Annotated in this window: 20 protein-coding genes and 1 pseudogene; 12 read left to right on the top strand and 9 right to left on the bottom strand. The window is 70.5% G+C overall.

What is annotated here, in order from left to right:
* Positions 1-17 precede the first annotated feature (17 nt).
* The 4 genes and pseudogenes from ACIP6U_RS07375 to ACIP6U_RS07360 form a co-directional block, all read right to left on the bottom strand.
* Positions 18-956: a DUF389 domain-containing protein gene (locus tag ACIP6U_RS07375; protein WP_401713998.1), complete on the bottom strand. Its 939-nt coding sequence runs from the start codon at positions 954-956 to the stop codon at positions 18-20.
* 16 nt (positions 957-972) lie between these two features.
* Positions 973-1,941, bottom strand: coding sequence for a type I pantothenate kinase (gene coaA / locus ACIP6U_RS07370; protein WP_401713997.1), 969 nt, complete (start codon positions 1,939-1,941; stop codon positions 973-975).
* A 627-nt stretch (positions 1,942-2,568) separates the two neighbouring features.
* Entirely contained in the window at positions 2,569-3,015 is a 447-nt protein-coding gene (locus tag ACIP6U_RS07365; RefSeq protein WP_401713995.1) for a hypothetical protein, read from the bottom strand.
* Positions 3,016-3,024: 9 nt separating this feature from the next.
* A pseudogene (locus ACIP6U_RS07360) lies at positions 3,025-5,124 on the bottom strand (Tox-REase-5 domain-containing protein); the annotation flags it as partial.
* Positions 5,125-5,465: 341 nt separating this feature from the next.
* Here ACIP6U_RS07360 and glmS point away from each other — a divergent pair.
* A complete protein-coding gene (glmS, locus tag ACIP6U_RS07355; RefSeq protein WP_401713993.1) occupies positions 5,466-7,313 on the top strand; it encodes a glutamine--fructose-6-phosphate transaminase (isomerizing) in 1,848 nt (615 codons plus the stop codon).
* 65 nt (positions 7,314-7,378) lie between these two features.
* Here glmS and ACIP6U_RS07350 read toward each other — a convergent pair whose 3' ends face one another.
* Both ACIP6U_RS07350 and ACIP6U_RS07345 read right to left on the bottom strand, forming a co-directional pair.
* Positions 7,379-7,735: a hypothetical protein gene (locus ACIP6U_RS07350; RefSeq protein ID WP_401713991.1), complete on the bottom strand. Its 357-nt coding sequence runs from the start codon at positions 7,733-7,735 to the stop codon at positions 7,379-7,381.
* A gap of 97 nt (positions 7,736-7,832) precedes the next feature.
* A complete protein-coding gene (locus ACIP6U_RS07345) occupies positions 7,833-8,333 on the bottom strand; it encodes an RICIN domain-containing protein (protein ID WP_401713989.1) in 501 nt (166 codons plus the stop codon).
* Between the two features lie 132 nt (positions 8,334-8,465).
* On the opposite strand from ACIP6U_RS07345, the gene ACIP6U_RS07340 reads away from it, so the two are divergent.
* The 3 genes from ACIP6U_RS07340 to ACIP6U_RS07330 all read left to right on the top strand — a co-directional run bounded on the left by ACIP6U_RS07340 (position 8,466) and on the right by ACIP6U_RS07330 (position 11,373).
* Positions 8,466-8,837 (top strand): holo-ACP synthase, encoded by a 372-nt coding sequence (locus tag ACIP6U_RS07340; protein ID WP_401713987.1) that lies wholly within the window; start codon positions 8,466-8,468, stop codon positions 8,835-8,837.
* A 49-nt stretch (positions 8,838-8,886) separates the two neighbouring features.
* Entirely contained in the window at positions 8,887-10,353 is a 1,467-nt protein-coding gene (locus tag ACIP6U_RS07335) for an NAD(P)H-hydrate dehydratase (RefSeq protein ID WP_401713986.1), read from the top strand.
* A gap of 108 nt (positions 10,354-10,461) precedes the next feature.
* A complete protein-coding gene (locus tag ACIP6U_RS07330) occupies positions 10,462-11,373 on the top strand; it encodes a L,D-transpeptidase (RefSeq protein ID WP_401713984.1) in 912 nt (303 codons plus the stop codon).
* Here the strand turns inward: ACIP6U_RS07330 and ACIP6U_RS07325 are convergent.
* The gene (locus ACIP6U_RS07325; RefSeq protein WP_401713983.1) at positions 11,370-12,368 is read right to left on the bottom strand and encodes a phosphotriesterase; all 999 of its coding nucleotides are present in this window, start codon (positions 12,366-12,368) and stop codon (positions 11,370-11,372) included. The genes ACIP6U_RS07330 and ACIP6U_RS07325 overlap by 4 nt on opposite strands.
* A 188-nt stretch (positions 12,369-12,556) precedes the next feature.
* On the opposite strand from ACIP6U_RS07325, the gene alr reads away from it, so the two are divergent.
* From alr to ACIP6U_RS07305, 4 genes are all read left to right on the top strand, one after another.
* Complete coding sequence (gene alr / locus ACIP6U_RS07320; RefSeq protein ID WP_401713981.1) at positions 12,557-13,732, top strand: alanine racemase; 1,176 nt, start codon at positions 12,557-12,559, stop codon at positions 13,730-13,732.
* 120 nt (positions 13,733-13,852) lie between these two features.
* Entirely contained in the window at positions 13,853-15,103 is a 1,251-nt protein-coding gene (locus tag ACIP6U_RS07315) for an alpha/beta fold hydrolase (protein WP_401713980.1), read from the top strand.
* The gene (tsaE, locus tag ACIP6U_RS07310; RefSeq protein ID WP_401713979.1) at positions 15,069-15,581 is read left to right on the top strand and encodes a tRNA (adenosine(37)-N6)-threonylcarbamoyltransferase complex ATPase subunit type 1 TsaE; all 513 of its coding nucleotides are present in this window, start codon (positions 15,069-15,071) and stop codon (positions 15,579-15,581) included. The genes ACIP6U_RS07315 and tsaE overlap by 35 nt, the downstream gene beginning before the upstream one ends.
* A gap of 158 nt (positions 15,582-15,739) precedes the next feature.
* Positions 15,740-15,913 carry a hypothetical protein gene (locus ACIP6U_RS07305; protein ID WP_401713978.1) on the top strand — a complete coding sequence of 58 codons (174 nt, stop codon included), beginning with the start codon at positions 15,740-15,742 and terminating at the stop codon, positions 15,911-15,913.
* Between the two features lie 19 nt (positions 15,914-15,932).
* Here ACIP6U_RS07305 and ACIP6U_RS07300 read toward each other — a convergent pair whose 3' ends face one another.
* On the bottom strand, positions 15,933-16,490 hold the full coding sequence (locus tag ACIP6U_RS07300; protein WP_401713976.1) for a hypothetical protein: 558 nt from the start codon (positions 16,488-16,490) through the stop codon (positions 15,933-15,935).
* Between the two features lie 218 nt (positions 16,491-16,708).
* Between ACIP6U_RS07300 and tsaB the strand changes: the two genes are divergently transcribed.
* The 4 genes from tsaB to ACIP6U_RS07280 are packed head-to-tail and all read left to right on the top strand — an operon-like array spanning position 16,709 to position 19,233.
* A complete protein-coding gene (gene tsaB, locus ACIP6U_RS07295; protein ID WP_401713975.1) occupies positions 16,709-17,368 on the top strand; it encodes a tRNA (adenosine(37)-N6)-threonylcarbamoyltransferase complex dimerization subunit type 1 TsaB in 660 nt (219 codons plus the stop codon).
* Positions 17,365-17,874, top strand: a complete 510-nt coding sequence (rimI, locus tag ACIP6U_RS07290) for a ribosomal protein S18-alanine N-acetyltransferase (protein WP_401713973.1) — start codon at positions 17,365-17,367, stop codon at positions 17,872-17,874. Before tsaB ends, rimI begins: the two co-directional genes overlap by 4 nt.
* Positions 17,867-18,979, top strand: coding sequence for a tRNA (adenosine(37)-N6)-threonylcarbamoyltransferase complex transferase subunit TsaD (gene tsaD, locus ACIP6U_RS07285; RefSeq protein WP_401713971.1), 1,113 nt, complete (start codon positions 17,867-17,869; stop codon positions 18,977-18,979). Before rimI ends, tsaD begins: the two co-directional genes overlap by 8 nt.
* A complete protein-coding gene (locus ACIP6U_RS07280) occupies positions 18,976-19,233 on the top strand; it encodes a hypothetical protein (protein WP_401713969.1) in 258 nt (85 codons plus the stop codon). The genes tsaD and ACIP6U_RS07280 overlap by 4 nt, the downstream gene beginning before the upstream one ends.
* Here the strand turns inward: ACIP6U_RS07280 and ACIP6U_RS07275 are convergent.
* Positions 19,184-19,696 carry a hypothetical protein gene (locus tag ACIP6U_RS07275; protein WP_401713967.1) on the bottom strand — a complete coding sequence of 171 codons (513 nt, stop codon included), beginning with the start codon at positions 19,694-19,696 and terminating at the stop codon, positions 19,184-19,186. The genes ACIP6U_RS07280 and ACIP6U_RS07275 overlap by 50 nt on opposite strands.
* Positions 19,697-19,728 lie beyond the last annotated feature (32 nt).

Here is a 19,728-nt window from a genome sequence, read left to right as displayed (position 1 = left end):
CCCCTGAGGTCGATGCCCTACAGGGCGTTCTGGCGGCGCCGTTGGCTTGACCACAGCCACTTCTGCGTCACCAATGTGAAAGTGCCTGCCAGGACGATTCCCAAGAGGTTCAGGAGTAGTTGCTCCGTGGAGCCCCAGGCCTGTCTGTACTCGTTGTAGGTGAAGGCCACGGCGGCGTTCGCGGCGGCCGGGACGGTGGTGACCGAGATGGCCACGCCTACCAGGAGGCCGGACTTCGCCGAGGTCAGCGAGAGGGTGCCGGCGATGCCGGCGAGGACCGCCACGACGAAGGAGAACGCGTCGGGCCGGTAGATGAAGTTGGTGTTGGGGCGGTCGGCCTCAAGGCTCCCCTTGCTGAACTGGCCGAGGGCGTCCATGAAGTAGCTGAAGCCGACCGTGATCAGCATGGCGACGGCGAAGCCGACGAGCAGAGCGATCAGGGAGCGCAGGGCAAGGCGGGGCGCCCGGCGCACGATCGCCGTGCAGATGCCGGCCAGCGGGCCGAACTCCGGGCCGACCGCCATCGCGCCGACGATCAGGATCGCGTTGTCGAGCACGACACCGCAGGCCGCGATCATCGTGGCGAGCGTGATGAAGGCGACGTAGGTGACCGAGAGCGTCGACTCCTCGTGCGACGCGTCGGCGAGGTGCTCCCACAGGACCGCGTCGGCGCCCTCGCCGGGTGCGTCCGCCTCCGCCTTGTCGGCGCGCTCGGACAGCGACAGGTCGATGTTGTCGACGGCGATCGAACCGGTGCGGTCCAGGTCCAACTCCCGCAGCCCGGCGATGAGTTCGTCGCCGGCCTCGCGGGCCACGTCGCACAGCACCAGGTCCCCGGCGGGGTCGCGGGCGGCGCCCGGCAGCACGACCAGGTGGGTGGTGCCGACGGTTCCTTCGATCAGGCGGACCACGTCGTCGGTGCGGGTGGACGGGGTGATCAGGCGGAGGTGGAGCATGGGGGCAGGCTAGCGGTCAGAGTTTGCGCAGGCTCAGTCGCTGGACCTTGTGGTCCGTGCTCTTGCGGATGATGAGGGTGGCGCGGCCTCGGGTGGGGGCGATGTTCTCGACGAGGTTGGGCTTGTTGATGGTGCGCCAGAGGGTGCGGGCGTAGTCGAGGGCCTCGTCCTCGGAGACCTGGGTGTACTTGCGGAAGTAGGAGTCCGGGTTCTGGAAGGCGGTCTGGCGCAGCTTCCGGAACCGGTTGAGGTACCAGCGCTCGATGTCGTCGCCGCTCGCGTCCACGTAGACGCTGAAGTCGAAGTAGTCGGCGAGGCCGACGCGGGTGCGGCCGTCCTTGCCGGGGAGGGCGGGCTGGAGGACGTTCAGGCCCTCGACGATCAGGATGTCCGGGCGGCGGACCGTGAGGCGCCGGTCCGGGACGATGTCGTAGATCAGGTGGGAGTAGACGGGGGCGGTGACCTCGTCCTTGCCCGCCTTGATGTCGGCGACGAAACGGGTGAGCGCGCGGCGGTCGTACGACTCCGGGAAGCCCTTGCGTGACATCAGGCCGCGGGCTTCCAGTTCCCGGGTGGGCAGGAGGAAGCCGTCGGTGGTCACCAGCTCCACGCGTGGGTGCTCGGGCCAGCGGGAGAGCAGGGCCTGGAGGAGGCGGGCGACGGTGGACTTCCCGACCGCCACGGAGCCGGCGACGCCTATGACGAACGGGGTGCCGGACTGGGAGCCCTGTTCGCCCAGGAAGGTGTTCAGCGCGTTTCTCAGACCGTCCGTGGCGCCGACGTAGAGATTGAGGAGTCTGGACAGCGGGAGGTAGATGTCACGCACCTCGTCGAGGTCGATGACATCGCCGAGTCCGCGCAGCTTCTCGACCTCCTCGGCGGTGAGCGGCAGCGGCGTCTTGTCGCGCAGCGCGCTCCACTCGGCTCGGGTGAGGTCGACGTAGGGAGTCGCCTCCGGCCTGTGCCGGTGGGCGCTCCGGGGCATCGGGGAGACCGGAGAGATCACAGTCCATTGTTAACGGAGTTTGAACGGGGTGGCGGGTGGGGTCCGTCACGTGGGGGAGCCGGGGGGCAGCTCCAGCTTGGATACCACGATGACGATGACCGTGATCAACACGGCGGGGACGTGATCGGCGAGCGGATGCAGGCGTCGAGGACCACAACCTCCCATACGTTGTCGTGCATGAGGACCATGAAGTGGTGCGGGAGGCCGAGTGCGGTGCGGGTGGGTGGTGTACCTCCCAGGTGCCGAACTCCTCGATCAGGAGACGGTAGGAGGGCGGGAAGGTGAGAGCCATCTCGCGTTCGGCACGGGCGATGGTGTCGGGGGAGCAGCCGTGGTGGTGCCGTGCGCGGTCCTCGTCGGCGCGAACCAGCTCGATGACCTCTCGGCTCGCTTCGAGAGGTGTCATCAGCCCGTCACCTGGACTCTGGTCCCGAAACCGTGTCTGTCCGGCGCTTCGACCTCGAAGCCCGACTTGGGGATGACGTTCCTCATTCTCCGGTTGCCTTTGCCGCGTATTGCCGGATTGCTGTGGTGGGGAGAAATGTGGGGCCCTGCCGAAGACTTGGCTTCCGCAGGGCCTCACGAGCTATGTCAGTCGGTTCTCTGTCAGTAGTGGGCCCTGATCTGTCTGACGGGATGCCCCAGCGCTTCGCCGACGGTGCTCAGTTCGCTGTCGGACAGCCAGGAGCGGCCCGGGTTCCACACCGAGATGTCGAACCGGGCAAACCCGCAGGGCTCGCGGTAGACGAGATCGTTCAGAGTCAGCTCAGCCCCACAGCAAGGAACGATGACGGTGAACGAACCTGTTTCGGACAGTTCACTCAACCGGTCGCGCAACCATGTCCTGTCCAGAACCGAGTCGCACCGCGGACAGGCGACCTCGTAGAAGAGGCTGCCGCAGTCCACGAACACGGTCGCATCGTGCCAGGTCGCCTTGGTTCCGTCGTCCTCGGGTGTCAGGGCGTTCAAAGCCCGCACCGCTCTGTCTGCGCCGTCCTGGCTGGGCTGCCACTGTGGATCCGCCGGAATGACCGACAGTATTTCGTCGCTCAAGACCGCTCCCTACTGCTTCGGCGTGTGTACGACGTTGATACCAGTAATGCCGTTGTCGGCGAACAGGTTCCTGATCGCTACGGCGGCTTCGTCTTCGGCCACATGCCAAGTGATCGGTGTGTGCGCACCGACGGCCCGCACGGCGTCAAGCTGACGGTTCGCCTGGCCCACCATGCTTTGAGCGCCCTTGTAACTCGGTATGAACCTGCCGTTCTTGACCGCCCACGCGTAGTTCTCGCCCTTGGCATCCAGCAGAACGCCGTTCTTGTATCCGTCGAACTTGACGAATCCCCTCGCGTTCGGCGTGCCGTGAATGACGTAGCCGAAGCCTACTGGAATGCCGGTTACCTGTTCCTCGTATGCGACAGCGGCAGGCTTGTCCTTTGCTTCGTCCTTGACCCACTGCCAGACTCCGGGACCTCCCTTCTCGACCCAGCAGCGCTCGGCCGCCACGCTGGCACGTGCGACGTCGGCGGCCGCGCACGCATCGTTCAACTCCTTGAGTGCCCTGGTGCCGATGCCGGCCATGGCCTCTTCGGCCAGTCCGAGGGAACGCAGAGCCTTCCATGCGTCCTCGAACGCGATACCGGTCCGAGCAGCCGCGTCCACCGCCCTGACCGCGTCCGCGATGGGACGCAGGATCTTGCCCGCGAACAGGCTCGCGACATCCACGGCCGCCCACGCGCAGCCGCTCAGGCTTCCGCCCGAGATGCCCGGGGCGATCTTCTGGACGCATTTGATCCAGCTGCCGAAGAGGATGTCGACAGGGTCGATGTTCCGCTGGTACTCGGCGATCGTGATGGTGTGCGTGACTTCGCTGGAGAGTTCTCTGGTCGGGTGCTCGCCCAGGTAGACCGTGGCGCTGGAGGGGCAGCGGTACTGCTCCAGGTCCAGGTCCTGCGCGGTGCACATGTACAGGTCGAGGACCGCCGTGAAGCGGATCTTCGTGGTGAGGGTGCAGTCGCCCTTGTAGAAGAGCTTGTCGATCCAGCCGTCGCACCCGTCCGTCTTCCGCACGGTCTCCGGACTGCCGACCTTGTTGAGACGGTCGACGACGTAGAACATGTTGCCGATGGAGCCGCCTACCTCGTCGACGACGGTTCCTGTCTCGATCTGGTGTGCGTTCTCCTGCCGCTCGGTCCGGTCGGCCGCGTCCTGGGCCTCCGTCGCGTACTTGTCGGCGTCCTTCGCCGCCTGTTCCGCCTCCGTCGCCGCCGTGTCCGCGCGGTCGGCCGCGGCTCGGGCGTCCTTGGCGGCCTGTTCTGCTTCATCGGCTGCGGCGTGGGCGGCTGTTGCGTCCAGGGCGGCCTGGTCTGCGGCGGCGCGGGCCGAGGTGGCGTACCCCTCCGCGCGGCCTGCTGCCGCGTCGGCGGCTGCCGCGTCCTCCGTGGCCTGCCGGTCGTACTCGACCGTGCGGGCGAGTGACTTCGTGGCCTCGGCGGCGGCGTCCGCCGCGTCGGCCGCGTAGACCAGGGCCTCCTGGGAGTAGCCGCGGGCATCGCTGGCGTAGCCGGCGGCGTTGGCCGCGTGCTGGAGTGCGGCCTTGGCGTCGCCCGTCGCCTGGTCGGCGATGGACTGAGCCGAAGCGGCTTCCTCGAACGCGTTGCGGACGTGGGCCACGGCCACGGCCTGCTGCTGCTCGGCGATCGTCTTGGACGACTGCCCGCTCAGTACGACGAGACTCGCGGCCGAGTCGGTGGTGAGATAGGGCGAACCGAGCTGGATCGCGTCGTTGGCCGGTGCGATGACCTGTTCGGCGGACTTCGCCGCGTCCACCGCCGCCTGGGCGGTGACGTGGGCGAGTCCCGCGGCTTTCGCCGCCGCGATCCGTGAGTTGGCGGCCTCCTTGAGCGCCGCGTTCGCGTTGCTCTTCGCGGTCTTGGCCAACGCCTCTGCCTGGTCGGCCAGTTGGACCGCGGTCTTCGCCTCCTCGGCGGCGCGTGCGGCAGCCTTGATGGCGTCGGCGACCGCCGCTGTGGCGGTGCGTACAGCGGCGTCGGCCTTCAGCTTGGCGGCCTGGGCGGCATCGGAGTCGGCGCGGGCACGCTTGGCGGCGGCCTCGGCACGGGTAGCGGCGGCGTCCGCTTCGGCGGCGGCTCGCGTGGCGGCGACACCGTTCCCCCGGTCGCTGGCTTGGACTGAGCGCTTGTGGCTTGGTCATGAGCCGGTCAAGCTCGCGTCACTTTAGGCAGTTGCTGAGGCGCCCCGGTAAGGGTTTCCTGGGTGGTTGACGCGGGATGGCGCGAAGCCGCCCATGGTCGGTGGGCGGGTGCGCGAGGAGCGAAACCCTGTCGCACTCAAGGGGGCCCTGTGTTCCTGTCGTGTTGCACCTGTGTGGAAAACGTGAATACGAAGAGCGGGATCGGCTTGTTTTCGATCACGGCCGCAATTTCCGAAATCGGGCAGGATGTGTCGTGTTCTGGCGGCTTTCGGTGTCTAGGCTGCCGCCCATGTGCGGAATCGTGGGATACGTGGGGTCGCAGTCGGCGCTTGATGTGGTGATGGCCGGGCTGAAGCGGCTGGAGTACCGGGGGTACGACTCGGCGGGGGTCGCCGTGCTCGCGGACGGGGGGCTGGCGGCGGGCAAGAAGGCCGGGAAGCTGGTCAATCTGGAGAAGGAGCTGGTGGAGCGGCCGCTGCCGGCGGGGGGTACCGGGATCGGGCACACCCGGTGGGCCACGCACGGTGGGCCGACCGATGCGAACGCCCATCCTCATCTCGACAACGCGGGGCGGGTCGCGGTCGTCCACAACGGGATCATCGAGAACTTCGCCCTGCTGCGGGCCGAGTTGGCCGAGCGGGGGCATGAGCTCGCTTCCGAGACCGATACCGAAGTGGTCGCGCATCTGCTCGCCGAGGAGTTCTCCGCCACCGCCGATCTCGCTGAGGCGATGCGGCTCGTGTGCCGGCGGCTGGAAGGGGCCTTCACGCTGGTCGCCGTGCACGCCGACGCACCGGACGTGGTGGTGGGGGCGCGGCGGAACTCGCCCCTGGTGGTGGGTGTCGGCGAGGGGGAGGCCTTTCTCGCCTCGGACGTCGCCGCGTTCATCGCGCACACGCGGTCGGCGGTCGAGCTCGGGCAGGACCAGGTCGTCGAGCTGCGGCGGGACGGGGTGACGGTCACCGGGTTCGACGGGACCCCGGCCGAGGTCCGCTCGTACCACGTCGACTGGGACGCCTCCGCCGCCGAGAAGGGCGGCTACGACTACTTCATGCTCAAGGAGATCGCCGAGCAGCCGAAGGCCGTCGCCGACACGTTGCTGGGGCGGATCGACGCGGAGGGGCTGCTGCGGCTGGACGAGGTCCGGATCCCGGTGCACGAGCTGCGCGAGGTCGACAAGGTCGTCATCGTCGCGTGCGGTACGGCCTTCCACGCCGGGCTGATCGCCAAGTACGCCATCGAGCACTGGACGCGGATTCCGTGCGAGGTGGAGCTGGCGAGCGAGTTCCGGTACCGGGATCCGATCCTGGGCGCGCGGTCGTTGGTCATCGCCATCTCGCAGTCCGGGGAGACCATGGACACGCTCATGGCGCTGCGGCACGCCCGTGAGCAGGGTTCGAAGGTGCTGGCCATCTGCAACACCAACGGGTCGACGATTCCCCGTGAGTCGGACGCGGTGCTGTACACGCACGCGGGGCCGGAAGTCGCGGTCGCGTCGACCAAGGCCTTTCTGACGCAGCTGGTGGCGTGCTACCTGGTCGCGCTGTATCTCGGTCAGGTGCGCGGCACCAAGTGGGGCGACGAGATCGGGGCCGTCATCCGGGACCTCGCGCAGATCGGCGGCGAGGTCGAGCGGGTCCTCGAAACCATGGAGCCCGTACGGGAGTTGGCGCGGTCGCTCGCCGACAAGAACACGGTGCTGTTCCTCGGCCGGCACGTGGGGTATCCCGTCGCGCTGGAGGGTGCGCTCAAGCTCAAGGAACTCGCCTACATGCATGCGGAGGGCTTCGCGGCCGGGGAGTTGAAGCACGGGCCGATCGCGCTGATCGAGCCGGATCTGCCGGTCGTGGTGGTCGTGCCGTCGCCCCGGGGGCGGTCCGTGCTGCACGACAAGATCGTGTCCAACATCCAGGAGATCAGGGCCCGGGGGGCGCGGACCATCGTCATCGCGGAGGAGGGGGACGAGGCGGTGGTGCCGTACGCCGACCATCTGATCCGGATCCCGGCGACGCCGACCCTGCTCCAACCCCTGGTCGCCACCGTGCCGTTGCAGGTCTTCGCGTGTGAGCTGGCCACGGCTCGGGGCAACGAGGTGGATCAGCCGCGGAACCTGGCGAAGTCGGTGACGGTGGAGTGAGCGGGTCGCTCTGAACGCGGGGAGGGGTGGACGGGCGCGTGCCGGCCACCCCTCCTTCTGTTCCGTCAGTACGTGCAGGTCTTCGTGACCCAGCCCTTCTTCGAGCCGTAACTCCCGTAGTACCACTGGTCGCTCGTCTTGCCGCAGGCCGTGTACGAGCCGCCCTTGTAGGACTTGCCGTCGTTGCAGATCGCACCGCTCTTGCCCTTGGGCCAGACGCCGATCGCGGTGGCCGAAGTCTTCGGGCTGGTGCGGATGTTGACGCTTTCCTTGGGCTTGATGGGGCTCAGGAACTTGCTGCAGTCCGTGGGCAGGGCGGCAGCCGCCGCGGTGGCGGGCTGAGCGACGGCGACACCGCCGGTGAGCGCCGTACCGACCAGGGCGACGGCCGCTGCCGCGGTGCCGAGTGCCTTCAACTTCATTGCGTGCGTTCTCCCGTTGACGTGCGTTCGCGTCCGCAACGGCGGACACGGGTCACGGGGAACAGTACTTGGGGCGCGGGCATGTCATGATCGCGGGTCATTGCCAGGTCTGGTCGTTGTTCGTGTTGCACGTCCACAGGATCGGCTCGATGCCGCTGGTGGTACTGGAGTTGGGGATGGCGAGGCAGAGGTTGGCGTACATGCTGCGCAGGCGGAAGTCGCTGTCGTGGATCCAGAGATCCTGCCGGCCCGGAGGGTTGTCCGAGTCGCAGGTCCACTGAATGGGCTTCGTGCCGCTTGTCGCGCCGCCGACGACGAGGCACTTCTGGCTGTTCTTGTTGATGATGGTGACGCGCCCGTCGGCCTGCGGCTTCAGGTACCACTGCTGTTCGGCGTCGTCGCTGCAGGGCCACTGGACCGGAACGACATCGTTGGCGCCGCTGGCGTGGGGTATCGCCAGGCACTGGAAGCTGTTGCCGTTGACCAGCGTCGAGTAGGTGACGGCGGCCTGCGCCGGTGACGGCGACAGGAATCCGACGGCAGCGAGCGTGAGCGCCACGGCGCCGGCTCTGCGGGCGGCTTTGAGGGCACGGGGCATACATCTCTCCTTGAACGAGGACAGGGGTACGGCTCCTTCACCAGCCGCACACCCTCGCACCCCGGCCCCAACTCCCGTGGAACACCGGGTCAAGACGAGGTCAGCTTCTCCACCCGCCATAAGGTGCTCCGCATGAGCATCATCGGGGTCGGAATCGACGTGGCCGAGATCGATCGGTTCGCGGCGTCGCTCAAGCGCACGCCCGGGATGGCGGAGCGGCTGTTCGTGGAGAGTGAGTTGTTGTTGGCCGGCGGGGGGCGGCGGGGGGTCGCCTCGCTGGCCGCCCGGTTCGCGGCCAAGGAGGCGTTGGCCAAGGCGCTCGGGGCGCCGGCCGGGCTGCTGTGGACGGACGCCGAGGTCTACGTCGAGGAGAGCGGACAGCCCCGGCTGCGGGTGAAGGGGACCGTCGCCGCGAAGGCGGCGGAGCTGGGCGTGCGGTCCTGGCACGTGTCGCTCAGCCATGACGCCGGGGTCGCGTCGGCCGTGGTGATCGCCGAGGGGTGAGCCGGGTGCCCGGGTGCGGTGGCGCGCGCCCGCGCGAGAGACTCGACGCATGCGTACTGCGTACAGCGTGGAGACGGTAAGGACCGCCGAGCGGGCGCTCATGGCGCGGCTTCCGGAGGGGGCGCTGATGCAGCGCGCCGCCGCCGGACTCGCCGTCGCCTGTGCCGAGGTGCTCGGTCGCGTCTACGGGAGCCGGATCGTCCTGCTCGTCGGGAGCGGGGACAACGGGGGCGACGCCCTGTACGCCGGTGCGCGCCTCGCCCGGCGCGGGGCGGGGCTCGCCGCCGTGCTGCTCGCGCCCGAGCGGGCTCATGCCGGAGGGCTCGCGGCCTTTCGGCGGGCCGGGGGTCGGGTGGTCGCCGCCGGCGACGTCGACGCCGATCTTGGCGTCGACCCCGTCGAGGAAGCTGTCCTGCGGGCCGACCTCGTCGTCGACGGCATCGTCGGGATCGGCGGCAGCGGCGGGCTGCGGCCCGACGCGGAGCGGTTGGCCGAGGTCGTCGCCGAGGCCCGCGTTCCCGTCGTCGCCGTCGACCTGCCCAGCGGGGTCGAGGCGGGTAGTGGCGAGGTGCGAGGGGCTGCTTTGCGGGCCGATCTGACCGTCACCTTCGGCACGCACAAGCCCGCGTTGCTGATCGATCCCGCCCGCGAGTACGCAGGGTCCGTGCGGCTCGTCGACATCGGGCTGGGGGAGGTGCTCCCCGACGAGCCCGAGCTGGAGGCCCTCCAGCATGCCGACGTGGCCGCGCTGCTGCCCGTGCCCGGGGCCGAGAGCGACAAGTACCGGCGCGGTGTCGTCGGGATCGCGGCCGGGTCGGCGCGGTACCCGGGCGCGGCCGTGCTCGCCGTCGCCGGGGCGCTGCGGGGCGGTGCCGGGGCCGTGCGGTACGTCGGTCCCGCCGCGGACGCCGTGCTCGCGCGGTTCCCCGAGGTGCTCGTGTCCGACCAGGGGCCCAAGCACGCGGGGCGCGTACAGGCGTGGGTGGTCGGGCCCGGGGCCGGGGACGACGCCTCGTACGTGGGCGAGGTGCTCGCCGCCGACGTGCCCGTGCTGATCGACGCCGACGGACTGCGGCTCGCCGACCGGGATGCCGTACGGGCCCGTACCGCGCCGACGTTGATGACCCCGCACGCCGGTGAGGCCGCCGCGCTGCTCGGCGTGGCCCGCGAGCAGGTCGAGGGGGCCCGGCTGGCGTCGGCGCGGGAACTGGCGGCGCGGTACGGGGCGACCGTACTGCTCAAGGGCTCGACCACGCTGATCGCCGACGCCGCGGGCGGAGCCGTACGCGTCAATCCGACCGGGACCGGGTGGCTGGCCACCGCCGGCAGCGGGGACGTGCTGTCCGGGCTCGGCGGGTCACTGCTCGCCGCCGGGCTGAGCGCGCGGGACGCGGGGAGCGTGGCCGCGTATCTGCACGGCCTGGCCGGGAGGTTCGCCTCGGACGGGGCGCCGGTGGGGGCACATGACGTGGCCGAGGCGGTCGTACGGGCGTGGCGGGATGTGCGCGACCAGTAGGACGAGGTCGGCACAGAGGACCAATGAGGGGGTCCGCGCGGATACGTATGGGTGACCCCGTCCGCGTGCCACCCCTGTCCCGGGCGCCGGGCACGTTTCTCTGATCGCATGATCAGCAGACGTATCGCATGTCGCAGTGTTGCCGTGGTCCTCGCCGTCGTGACGGCCCTTCCCGTCACGGCCCTTTCCGGCGGTACCGCCTGGGCCGCGCCCGTGCCGCCCGCTCCCGCCGTTTCCGGTCCGGAGGCCGAGCTGGTGCCCGGGGTGGCTCCGGGCCCGTATCAGCCCTGGCAGATCGATACGCCCGACCAGGTGTTGCCGCCGCAGGTGTACACGCCCACGCGGGCGGAGGATGCCGTGGAACCGCGGGACGCGGCGGAGGGGACGTACGACCTCGTCGAGTACGTGCCGCTCGGGGACGCCGTCGCGAAGGTGGCGTGCAGCAAGCGGACCGGGCCCTATCAGCGGCCGGTCGAGCGGTGGTTGAAGCGCAAGGCGGACGGGAAGCAGTCGGCCGCCGACTGCAAGGCCATCCGGAACTTTCAGTTGAAGCAGAAGATCAAGCCCGCTATCGGGTTCGCCGGGCCCGTGACCTGGGCGACCATGCAGTACATCGGGGCCCGGAAGAATCCCAACGCCAAGAAGCTGTGCCCGGTGAAGTCGTACCGGGTCGCCTGTGTCGATCTCAATCGCGAGCTGACCTGGGTGCAGAAGGGCAAGAAGGTCGTCTTCGGGCCGGTGCCGATGCGCAGCGGGCGCACCGGGCACCGGACCCGGCTCGGGTGGCACAAGGTCTTCTGGAAGCACAAGAACCACTGGTCGACGCTGTACAACTCGCCCATGCCGTATGCCCAGTTCTTCGACGGCGGGCAGGCCTTCCACGCCGTCTACGGGAGCATCTACACGACTACCGGGTCCTGGGGCTGCGTCAACCTACGGCTCGGCGACGCCCGGAAGCTGTGGGGTGTGCTGAAGAAGGGCGACCGGGTGTACGTGTGGGGACACCGGCCCGGCAACTAGGCGAGGGGCGTGAAGTAGCGGCGCGGGTTGTCGACCAGCATGGTCGTCAGCTGGTCCGCCGTGACGCCCGCGGCGCGCAGTGCCGGGAGCACCTCGTCGTGCAGGTGCGTGTAGTGCCAGTTCGGCGCGATCCGCTCGCGCACGCCCGGCGGGAACCAGTCGATGTGGCAGGACGCGTCGTGCGACAGCACCATCCGGTCGGCGAAGCCCTCGGCCGCGAGCTTCGCGACCGTCGCCACCCGCTGGTCGCCCGGCAGCAGGATGTCGAGGCCGAAGCGGTCCATGCCGACGTACGAGCCGTTGTCGATGAGCCGGTGCAGGTGGTCGAGGTCGGCGGTGTCACCGCTGTGGCCGATGACCACCGCCCCGAGGTCCACGCCCTCGCCGCGCAGGATGTCCTGCGCGACCAGCCCGGTACGGGCCTGCGCGCTGGTGTGCACGGTGATCGGGGCGCCGGTGCGCAGATGGGCCTGGGCCACCGCGCGCAGCACCCGCTCCACGCCCGGGGTGAGCTCGTTCTCGATCGCGCACTTGAGGAACGCGGCCCTGATGCCGGTGTCCGCGATGCCCACGGCGAGTTCGCGCACGAACAGCTCGGTCATGGCCTCGGGGCCGCCGAGGAGCGTGCCCGGTCCGTGGTAGCGGAAGAAGTGGGGGACGTCGGTGAGCGTGTACACGCCGGTGGCCGCGACGATGTTGAGGTCGACCTGGGCGTTCACCTCGGCCACGCGCGCGACGTCGCGGCCGAGGCCGATGACGGTGGGATCGACGATCGTGGTCACGCCGGTCGCGGCCAGGGCCTTCAGCCGGGTCACCGCGTCGGCGATCCGCTCCTGCTCGTCCCAGGTCTCCGGCAGGCTCTGCCGCAGCTCCTCGCTGAGGACGAAGACGTGCTCGTGCATCAGCACGGTGCCGAGGTCGCTCGCCGCCACGGGGCCGCGGACGGTCTGTACTACAGGTGACGTGTCCGGTGACATTTCCGGTGACGAGGGCATGCGTGTCCTTCGGTGGTGGTGTGAGTCGTGCTGCCGGAACGACTCTCACAGCGGGCCGGTACGGCCGTCTTTCGCGCCGGCGCGCACTCCTTTCCCGCGGACGCGCACCTCGGCCGGGAACGCCCTTGCGCCGGACCACCGGACGGGTTCCCGGTGTTGTCGCACGCCTCTGAGAGACTGGGGACGTCATGAATGAGACAGCCACCGCCCCGACCGCACCGCTGCGCGCCCGTGCCGAGATCGATCTGGCCGCCCTGCGGGCCAATGTGCGGACCCTGCGCGCTCTGGCGCCGGGTGCGCGGCTCATGGCCGTCGTGAAGTCCGAGGCGTACGGCCACGGTGCGGTGTCGTGCGCCCGCGCGGCCGTCGAGGCGGGGGCCGGCTGGCTCGGCACGGCGACGCCCGAGGAGGCGCTCGCGCTGCGGCGGGCCGAGGGGCTCACGCCCGAGCGGGTGCGGGTCATGTGCTGGCTGTGGACGCCCGGCGGACCCTGGCGTGAGGCGATCGAGGCCGACATCGACGTGTCCGTCAGCGGGATGTGGGCCCTGGAGGAGGTCACGGAGGCCGCGCGCGCCGCCGGGATCCCCGCGCGCGTGCAGCTCAAGGCCGACACGGGACTCGGGCGCAACGGGTGCCAACCGGGCGACGACTGGGCCGAGTTGGTCGGCGCCGCCCTGCGCGCCGAGGCGGAGGGGCTGGTCCGGATCACCGGGCTCTGGTCCCACTTCGCCTGCGCCGACGAGCCGGGGCATCCCTCCATCGCCGCCCAGCTCACCCTCTTCCGGGAGATGCTGGCGTACGCCGAGGGCCAGGGCGTGCGCCCCGAGGTGCGGCACATCGCCAACTCGCCGGCCACGCTCACGCTCCCCGAGGCCCACTTCGACCTCGTCCGCACCGGGATCGCCCTCTACGGCATCTCGCCCAGTCCGGAGGTCGGCACCCCGGCCGACTTCGGACTGCGCCCGGTGATGACGCTCGCGGCGAACATCGCCCTCGTGAAGCACGTCCCCGGGGGTCACGGCGTCAGTTACGGGCATCACTACACCACCCCCGGCGAGACCACCCTCGGCCTCGTGCCCGTCGGCTATGCGGACGGCATCCCGCGGCACGCCTCCGGCACCGGGCCCGTCCTGGTCGACGGCAAGTGGCGGACGGTCGCGGGGCGGGTCGCGATGGACCAGTTCGTCGTCGACCTGGGCGGGGACGAGCCGCCGCCCGGCACGGAGGCGGTGCTGTTCGGACCCGGCGACCGGGGCGAGCCCACGGCCGAGGACTGGGCGCAGGCCGCGGGCACCATCGCGTACGAGATCGTCACGCGCATCGGAACGCGCGTTCCTCGCGTCTATGTGAATACGGCTACTTGAACGAGGAACGAGCTGTGAACAGGGAACAGGTGGGGTAACCCCCTCGGGGACACCTCACGACCTGTGCCACACCATCACCCGATCCGGCGAACAGCAGTCCGGCGAAGAGGAGCGATACACGTGAGCGAGAGCAGTGCGGAGGCCGTCGAGGCCGTCGCAGCCGTAGCCTCCGCCACGGCGGCGGGCGGCAACTGGCGCAGGGCGACCGGGATCGCGGGCGCCGCGATAGGCGTGATCGCGGCGGGCGCGGCGGCCGGTGTCGCCATCGAGCGGCTGACGGTCGGCCGCGGGATGCGCCAGAAGGCCAAGCTCGCGCTCGACTCGACGGGACCGTACGGCGGGCTGCGCGGCATGCCCGGCAGGGCGTACGCCGACGACGGCACGGAGTTGTACTACGAGGTCGACGACGTCGACCCCGAGGCCGTGCCCTCGATCGGTCCGCGCCGGCGCCGGCTGTTCGGCCGCAAGGCGCCCGCTCCCGTCACCGTCGTCTTCAGCCACGGCTACTGCCTCAGCCAGGACTCCTGGCACTTCCAGCGGGCCGCCCTGCGCGGTGTCGTCCGCGCCGTGTACTGGGACCAGCGCAGCCACGGGCGGTCCGGGCGGGGCGTGCGGCAGCACCAGGACGGCGTGCCGGTCACCATCGACGAACTGGGCCGCGACCTGAAGGCCGTGCTCGACGCGGCCGTGCCCGAGGGGCCGATCGTGCTGGTCGGACACTCCATGGGCGGAATGACGGTGATGGCCCTGGCCGACCAGTACCCCGAGCTGATCCGCGACCGCGTGCTCGGCGTCGCGCTCATCGGTACGTCGTCCGGACGGCTCGGCGAGGTCAACTTCGGGCTGCCGGTGGCCGGGGTCAACGCGGTGCGGCGGATCCTGCCGGGCGTGCTGAAGGCGCTCGGGACGCAGGCGGCGCTGGTGGAGAAGGGACGGCGGGCCACCGCCGACCTGTTCGCCGGGATCATCAAGCGGTACTCGTTCGCGACCCGGGACATCGATCCGGCGGTCGAGCGGTTCGCGGAGCGGATGATCGAGTCCACGCCGATCGACGTGGTCGCCGAGTTCTACCCGGCGTTCACCGACCACGACAAGACGCTGGCGCTCGCCCACTTCAAGGAGCTGCCGGTGCTGGTGCTTGCCGGGGTCAAGGACCTCGTCACGCCCAGCGAGCACAGCGAGGCCATCGCCGACCTGCTGCCGGACGCCGAGCTGGTGCTGGTCCCGGACGCCGGGCACCTGGTCATGCTGGAGCACCCGGAGGTGGTCACGGACCGGCTCGCGGACCTGCTGACCCGTGCGGGCGCCGTACCGGCAGGAGCTACCGTGGGTGGCTATGGAAGCACCAGCGGCACCGCACAGCCGGGCTGAGACCGAACTGACCGTCACCTCCCCCGACCAGATGCGGGAGTTGGGCCGCCGGCTTGCGAAACTGCTGCGCGCCGGCGACCTCGTGATGCTCAACGGGGAGCTCGGCGCGGGCAAGACGACGCTCACCCGGGGGCTCGGCGAGGGGCTCGGGGTGCGGGGCGCGGTCACCTCGCCGACGTTCGTGATCGCACGCGTGCATCCCTCGCTGGGGGAGGGGCCGCCGCTGGTCCACGTCGACGCGTACCGCCTGGGCGGCGGGCTGGACGAGATGGAGGACCTCGACCTCGACGTCTCGCTGTCCGACTCGGTGATCGTCGTGGAGTGGGGCGAGGGCAAGGTCGAGGAGCTGACCGACGACCGGCTGAACGTCGTCATCCACCGGGCCGTCGGGGACACCACGGACGAGGTGCGGCACGTGACGCTGACGGGGCTGGGGGAGCGGTGGGCCGCCGCCGACCTGAGTGTGCTGTCGGCCTGAGCGTGCTGTCCGCCTGACGGCGAATGGTCGGTTTTGATGAAGGTTCCGACAACGCGTCGGCAAGATATTGCGTTTGGTGTCTTGTGCGTGGTCACATGGTACTCAATCGGTAGTTAGGTCTGCCTAACTACGCCCGCCCCCGAACCCAGGAGGCGTCCATGTCGGTCACGGAACGAGTGGAACGGGACGAGGTGCCCGCGCACCGGGCGTCCGGGGTGTCCATGCGGGACCTGCTGGCCTCGTGCGCCGCCGCGCGGGCCGTCTCCACCCCGCCGCGCCTGCCGGACCCCGAGGTGGCCCAGCCGCCGGCCGAGCACCGCAAAGCGGCCTGACCTCAGGGGATCCGCCTGCTCAGCGGATCACCACGACCGGCTCGCCGATCGTCGCGAACTCCCACATCGCGTCGCCGTCCGCGCGGGACTCGCGGATGCCGCCCGTGCGCACGTACGCGCCGGGGGTCGGGGACGGCGCGTTCTCCACGGCCGCGCTGAAGCCGATGGCCACGCCGTCCTCCGTGGCGAAGCGCACCACGTGTTCGATGGGGGTGCCGTCCGTTCCGGTGATGGCGTTCGAACGGGACGTGACCGAGTAGCTGCCCAGGGACGGGTCGACGGTGCCCGGGGTGACCTTGAAGGTGCGCCGGACCTTGTCGCGCGCGCCGACCAGCCACACGCGGTCGTCGTCCACCGAGTACACGACCCGCTCGCCCTTGCCGGAGCCGGCGGGCAGGGCCACGGGGTTCTTCTTGTCGCGGGGCGCCTTCGAGGCGGCCACCGAGGGCTTGCCGCTCTTGTCCGGTCCCGAAAGGCCGGCCGGGACGCTCGCGGACGCCTGGTAGGCGAGGAAACCGACCGACGCGAGCGCCGCCGTGGTGAGTCCCAACACGAACCCGGAGCTGCCGCCTGCCACCGTCGCCCACCTCAGCCATCACGTCGTACGTAGCGATTCCCGGCGACCGTAGCAGTGAACGTCCGCAGGTCCGGGCCGCCGTGCCCGAGTCGTCGCCGGTCCGTTCGGGTGCCCCGCGCGGCCCGCCCTCACAGCCCGTTCGGGCACACCCCGGGTGTGAATGAGGGCGTGGTGGTGGGACGTCCGACAGGGAGCCCGGGGAGCCGTAGGCTGTTTGTGTGCTCTTGCTCGCTCTGGATACCGCCACCCCCGCCGTCACCGTCGCGCTGCACGACGGTACGGACGTCATCGCCTCGTCGAGCCAGGTGGACGCGCGTCGGCACGGGGAGCTGCTGCTGCCGGCCGTCGACCGTGTGCTCGCCGACGCCGGGCTGAGGCTCGACGCCGTCACCGGGATCGTCGTAGGGATCGGGCCCGGTCCGTACACGGGACTGCGGGTCGGGCTGATGACCGCCGACACGTTCGGGCTCGCGCTCGGCGTCCCCGTGCACGGACTGTGCACGCTGGACGGTCTCGCGTACGCCGCCGATGTCGGGGTGGGGCAGCCCTTCGTCGTCGCGACCGACGCCCGGCGCAAAGAGGTCTACTGGGCGACGTACGCCGACTCGCGCACCCGGCTGACCGACCCCGCCGTCGACCGGCCCGCCGACATCGCCGAGCGGGTGGCCGGGATGCCGGCCGTCGGCGCGGGCGCGCTGCTGTACCCGGACACCTTCCCGCAGGCGCACGAGCCGGAGCACGTGTCGGCCGCCGCGCTGGCGGGGCTGGCCGCCGAGAGACTGGCGGCCGGTGAGGAACTGCCCCCGCCCCGGCCGCTGTATCTGCGCCGGCCCGATGCCCAGGTCCCCAAGAACTACAAGGTGGTCACCCCCAAGTGACCACACCCGCGACCCCCCGACTGCGCGAGATGCGCTGGTGGGACATCGACTCCGTGCTGGAGCTGGAGAAGGAACTCTTCCCCGAGGACACGTGGTCCCGGGGCATGTTCTGGTCCGAACTGGCCCACGCGCGCGGCGCCGAGGCGACCCGCCGCTACGTCGTCGCCGAGGACGGCGCAGGACGGACGGTCGGGTACGGGGGCCTCGCCGCCTCCGGTGACCTGGGCGACGTGCAGACCATCGCGGTCGCCCGCGACCACTGGGGCACCGGCCTCGGCGGACTGATCCTCACCGAACTGCTGCGCGCGGCCACGGCCTTCGAGTGCGCCGAAGTGATGCTGGAGTGCCGGATCGACAACATCCGCGCCCAGAAGCTCTACGAGCGCTTCGGCTTCGAGGCCATCGGATTCCGCCGCGGCTACTACCAGCCCGGCAACGTGGACGCGCTGGTGATGCGTCTGACCGACCCCACGACTTCAGTGCGAGGAACCGAGATCAATGGCTGACACCCGGGACGAGCCGCTCGTCCTCGGCATCGAGACCTCCTGCGACGAGACCGGCGTCGGCATCGTCCGCGGCACCACCCTGCTCGCCGATGCCATCGCCTCCAGCGTCGACGAGCACGCCCGCTTCGGCGGTGTCGTCCCCGAGGTCGCCTCCCGGGCGCACCTGGAGGCGATGGTGCCGACGATCGAGCGCGCGCTGAAGGAGGCAGGGGTGAGCGCGAAGGACCTGGACGGGATCTCGGTCACCGCCGGTCCCGGGCTCGCCGGCGCCCTCCTGGTCGGCGTCACCGCCGCCAAGGCGTACGCCTACGCGCTCGGCAAGCCCCTCTACGGCGTCAACCACCTGGCCTCGCACATCTGCGTGGACCAGCTGGAGCACGGCCCGCTGCCCGAGCCGACGATGGCCCTGCTGGTCTCCGGCGGTCATTCGTCGTTGCTGCTCTCGACCGACATCACGTCGGACGTACGGCCCTTGGGCGCGACCATCGACGACGCGGCGGGCGAGGCCTTCGACAAGATCGCCCGCGTGCTCAACCTGGGCTTCCCCGGCGGCCCGGTCATCGACCGGTACGCGAAGGAGGGCGACCCGAAGGCGATCGCGTTCCCGCGCGGGCTCACCGGGCCGCGCGATCCGGCCTACGACTTCTCCTTCTCCGGGCTCAAGACCTCCGTGGCCCGCTGGATCGAGGCCAAGCGGGCGGCCGGTGAGGACGTGCCGGTGCGGGACGTGTCGGCTTCCTTCCAGGAGGCCGTTGTCGACGTGCTGACCCGCAAGGCCGTACGGGCCTGCAAGGACGAGGGCGTCGACCACCTGATGATCGGCGGCGGGGTGGCCGCCAACTCGCGGCTGCGGGCGCTGGCCCAGGAGCGGTGCGAGGCGGCCGGCATCCGACTGCGGGTGCCGCGGCCCAAGTTGTGCACGGACAACGGCGCGATGGTCGCGGCGCTCGGTGCCGAGATGGTCGCGCGGAACCGGGCCGCCTCCGACTGGGATCTGTCGGCGGACTCGTCGCTGCCGGTGACCGAGACGCATGTGCCGGGCCACCACCACGCGCACGACCACGACCATGTGCACGAGGTCAGCAAGGACAACCTGTACTCGTGACCGTCGCGTTGATGTGGGAGGCGCGGGCCGTCGAGGGTCGGGGCGCCGAACTGCTCGCCTGGGCACGGGAGTTGGAGCTGCCGCTGACACCCGTGCGCCGGGAGTCCTTCCGCGGCCCGCAGGACCGCGTCCTCGTCATCACCTGGTGGGACGCGGCCTACGACGCCGAGCTGCCCGAACTCCCGGAGCCGGACGGCGAGTTGATCACACGGCCGGTCCATCGGTGGCGGTTCGAGTCACTGGGGACGGACTAGCGGACGTGTACGACAGCTTCCACGGCTCGTCCCTGCGGTACCCGCGCCACAGCACCTTGCCGTTCCGGCGCTCCCAACGGGCGGCCACCGCGCCCTGGATGAGCCAGTTCAGGCCCAGCATCAGGGGGATGAACACCGCGAACCCGAGGTACGAGGTGAACACGGCGGCGAGCACGAACAGCACGAGCATCCGCACGTAGTAGACGCGGTCGGCCGGCGTGTCGGCACCCGGCCGCGGCACCGCGGCGTCGAACTCCCGCACCTTTCCGATCCACTTGAGCCGGCTCGACCTGAGCAGCGCCGTCGCGACGAGGTAGGCGACCGCGAATGCGGCCGTCACGGCCACGCCGCGGCCCGACATCGGGTCCTCGTCCCGTACCTCGACCGCCACCGCCACGCCGACGGCGATGCCGGCCAGCATCGCCAGCGCTGCCAGCAACTCCTGATGTACGTACCTGCCCATCACGTTCCCCCGTGTCCCCCGTGTACCGGATC

Source organism: Streptomyces sp. NPDC088794 (assembly GCF_044750545.1).
GTDB lineage: Bacteria > Actinomycetota > Actinomycetes > Streptomycetales > Streptomycetaceae > Streptomyces.
This window is presented reverse-complemented; position numbering and strand designations above follow the sequence as displayed.

Coding starts and splice junctions, on each gene's coding strand:
- ACIP6U_RS07350 (WP_401713991.1), bottom strand. CDS start 7,735: ATGAAGTTGAAGGCACTCGGCACCGCGGCAGCGGCCGTCGCCCTGGTC.
- coaA (WP_401713997.1), bottom strand. CDS start 1,941: ATGCCCCGGAGCGCCCACCGGCACAGGCCGGAGGCGACTCCCTACGTC.
- alr (WP_401713981.1), top strand. CDS start 12,557: ATGAATGAGACAGCCACCGCCCCGACCGCACCGCTGCGCGCCCGTGCC.
- tsaE (WP_401713979.1), top strand. CDS start 15,069: ATGGAAGCACCAGCGGCACCGCACAGCCGGGCTGAGACCGAACTGACC.
- ACIP6U_RS07330 (WP_401713984.1), top strand. CDS start 10,462: ATGATCAGCAGACGTATCGCATGTCGCAGTGTTGCCGTGGTCCTCGCC.
- tsaD (WP_401713971.1), top strand. CDS start 17,867: ATGGCTGACACCCGGGACGAGCCGCTCGTCCTCGGCATCGAGACCTCC.
- ACIP6U_RS07305 (WP_401713978.1), top strand. CDS start 15,740: ATGTCGGTCACGGAACGAGTGGAACGGGACGAGGTGCCCGCGCACCGG.
- ACIP6U_RS07325 (WP_401713983.1), bottom strand. CDS start 12,368: ATGCCCTCGTCACCGGAAATGTCACCGGACACGTCACCTGTAGTACAG.
- ACIP6U_RS07335 (WP_401713986.1), top strand. CDS start 8,887: ATGCGTACTGCGTACAGCGTGGAGACGGTAAGGACCGCCGAGCGGGCG.
- ACIP6U_RS07275 (WP_401713967.1), bottom strand. CDS start 19,696: ATGGGCAGGTACGTACATCAGGAGTTGCTGGCAGCGCTGGCGATGCTG.
- ACIP6U_RS07340 (WP_401713987.1), top strand. CDS start 8,466: ATGAGCATCATCGGGGTCGGAATCGACGTGGCCGAGATCGATCGGTTC.
- ACIP6U_RS07345 (WP_401713989.1), bottom strand. CDS start 8,333: ATGCCCCGTGCCCTCAAAGCCGCCCGCAGAGCCGGCGCCGTGGCGCTC.
- ACIP6U_RS07375 (WP_401713998.1), bottom strand. CDS start 956: ATGCTCCACCTCCGCCTGATCACCCCGTCCACCCGCACCGACGACGTG.
- glmS (WP_401713993.1), top strand. CDS start 5,466: ATGTGCGGAATCGTGGGATACGTGGGGTCGCAGTCGGCGCTTGATGTG.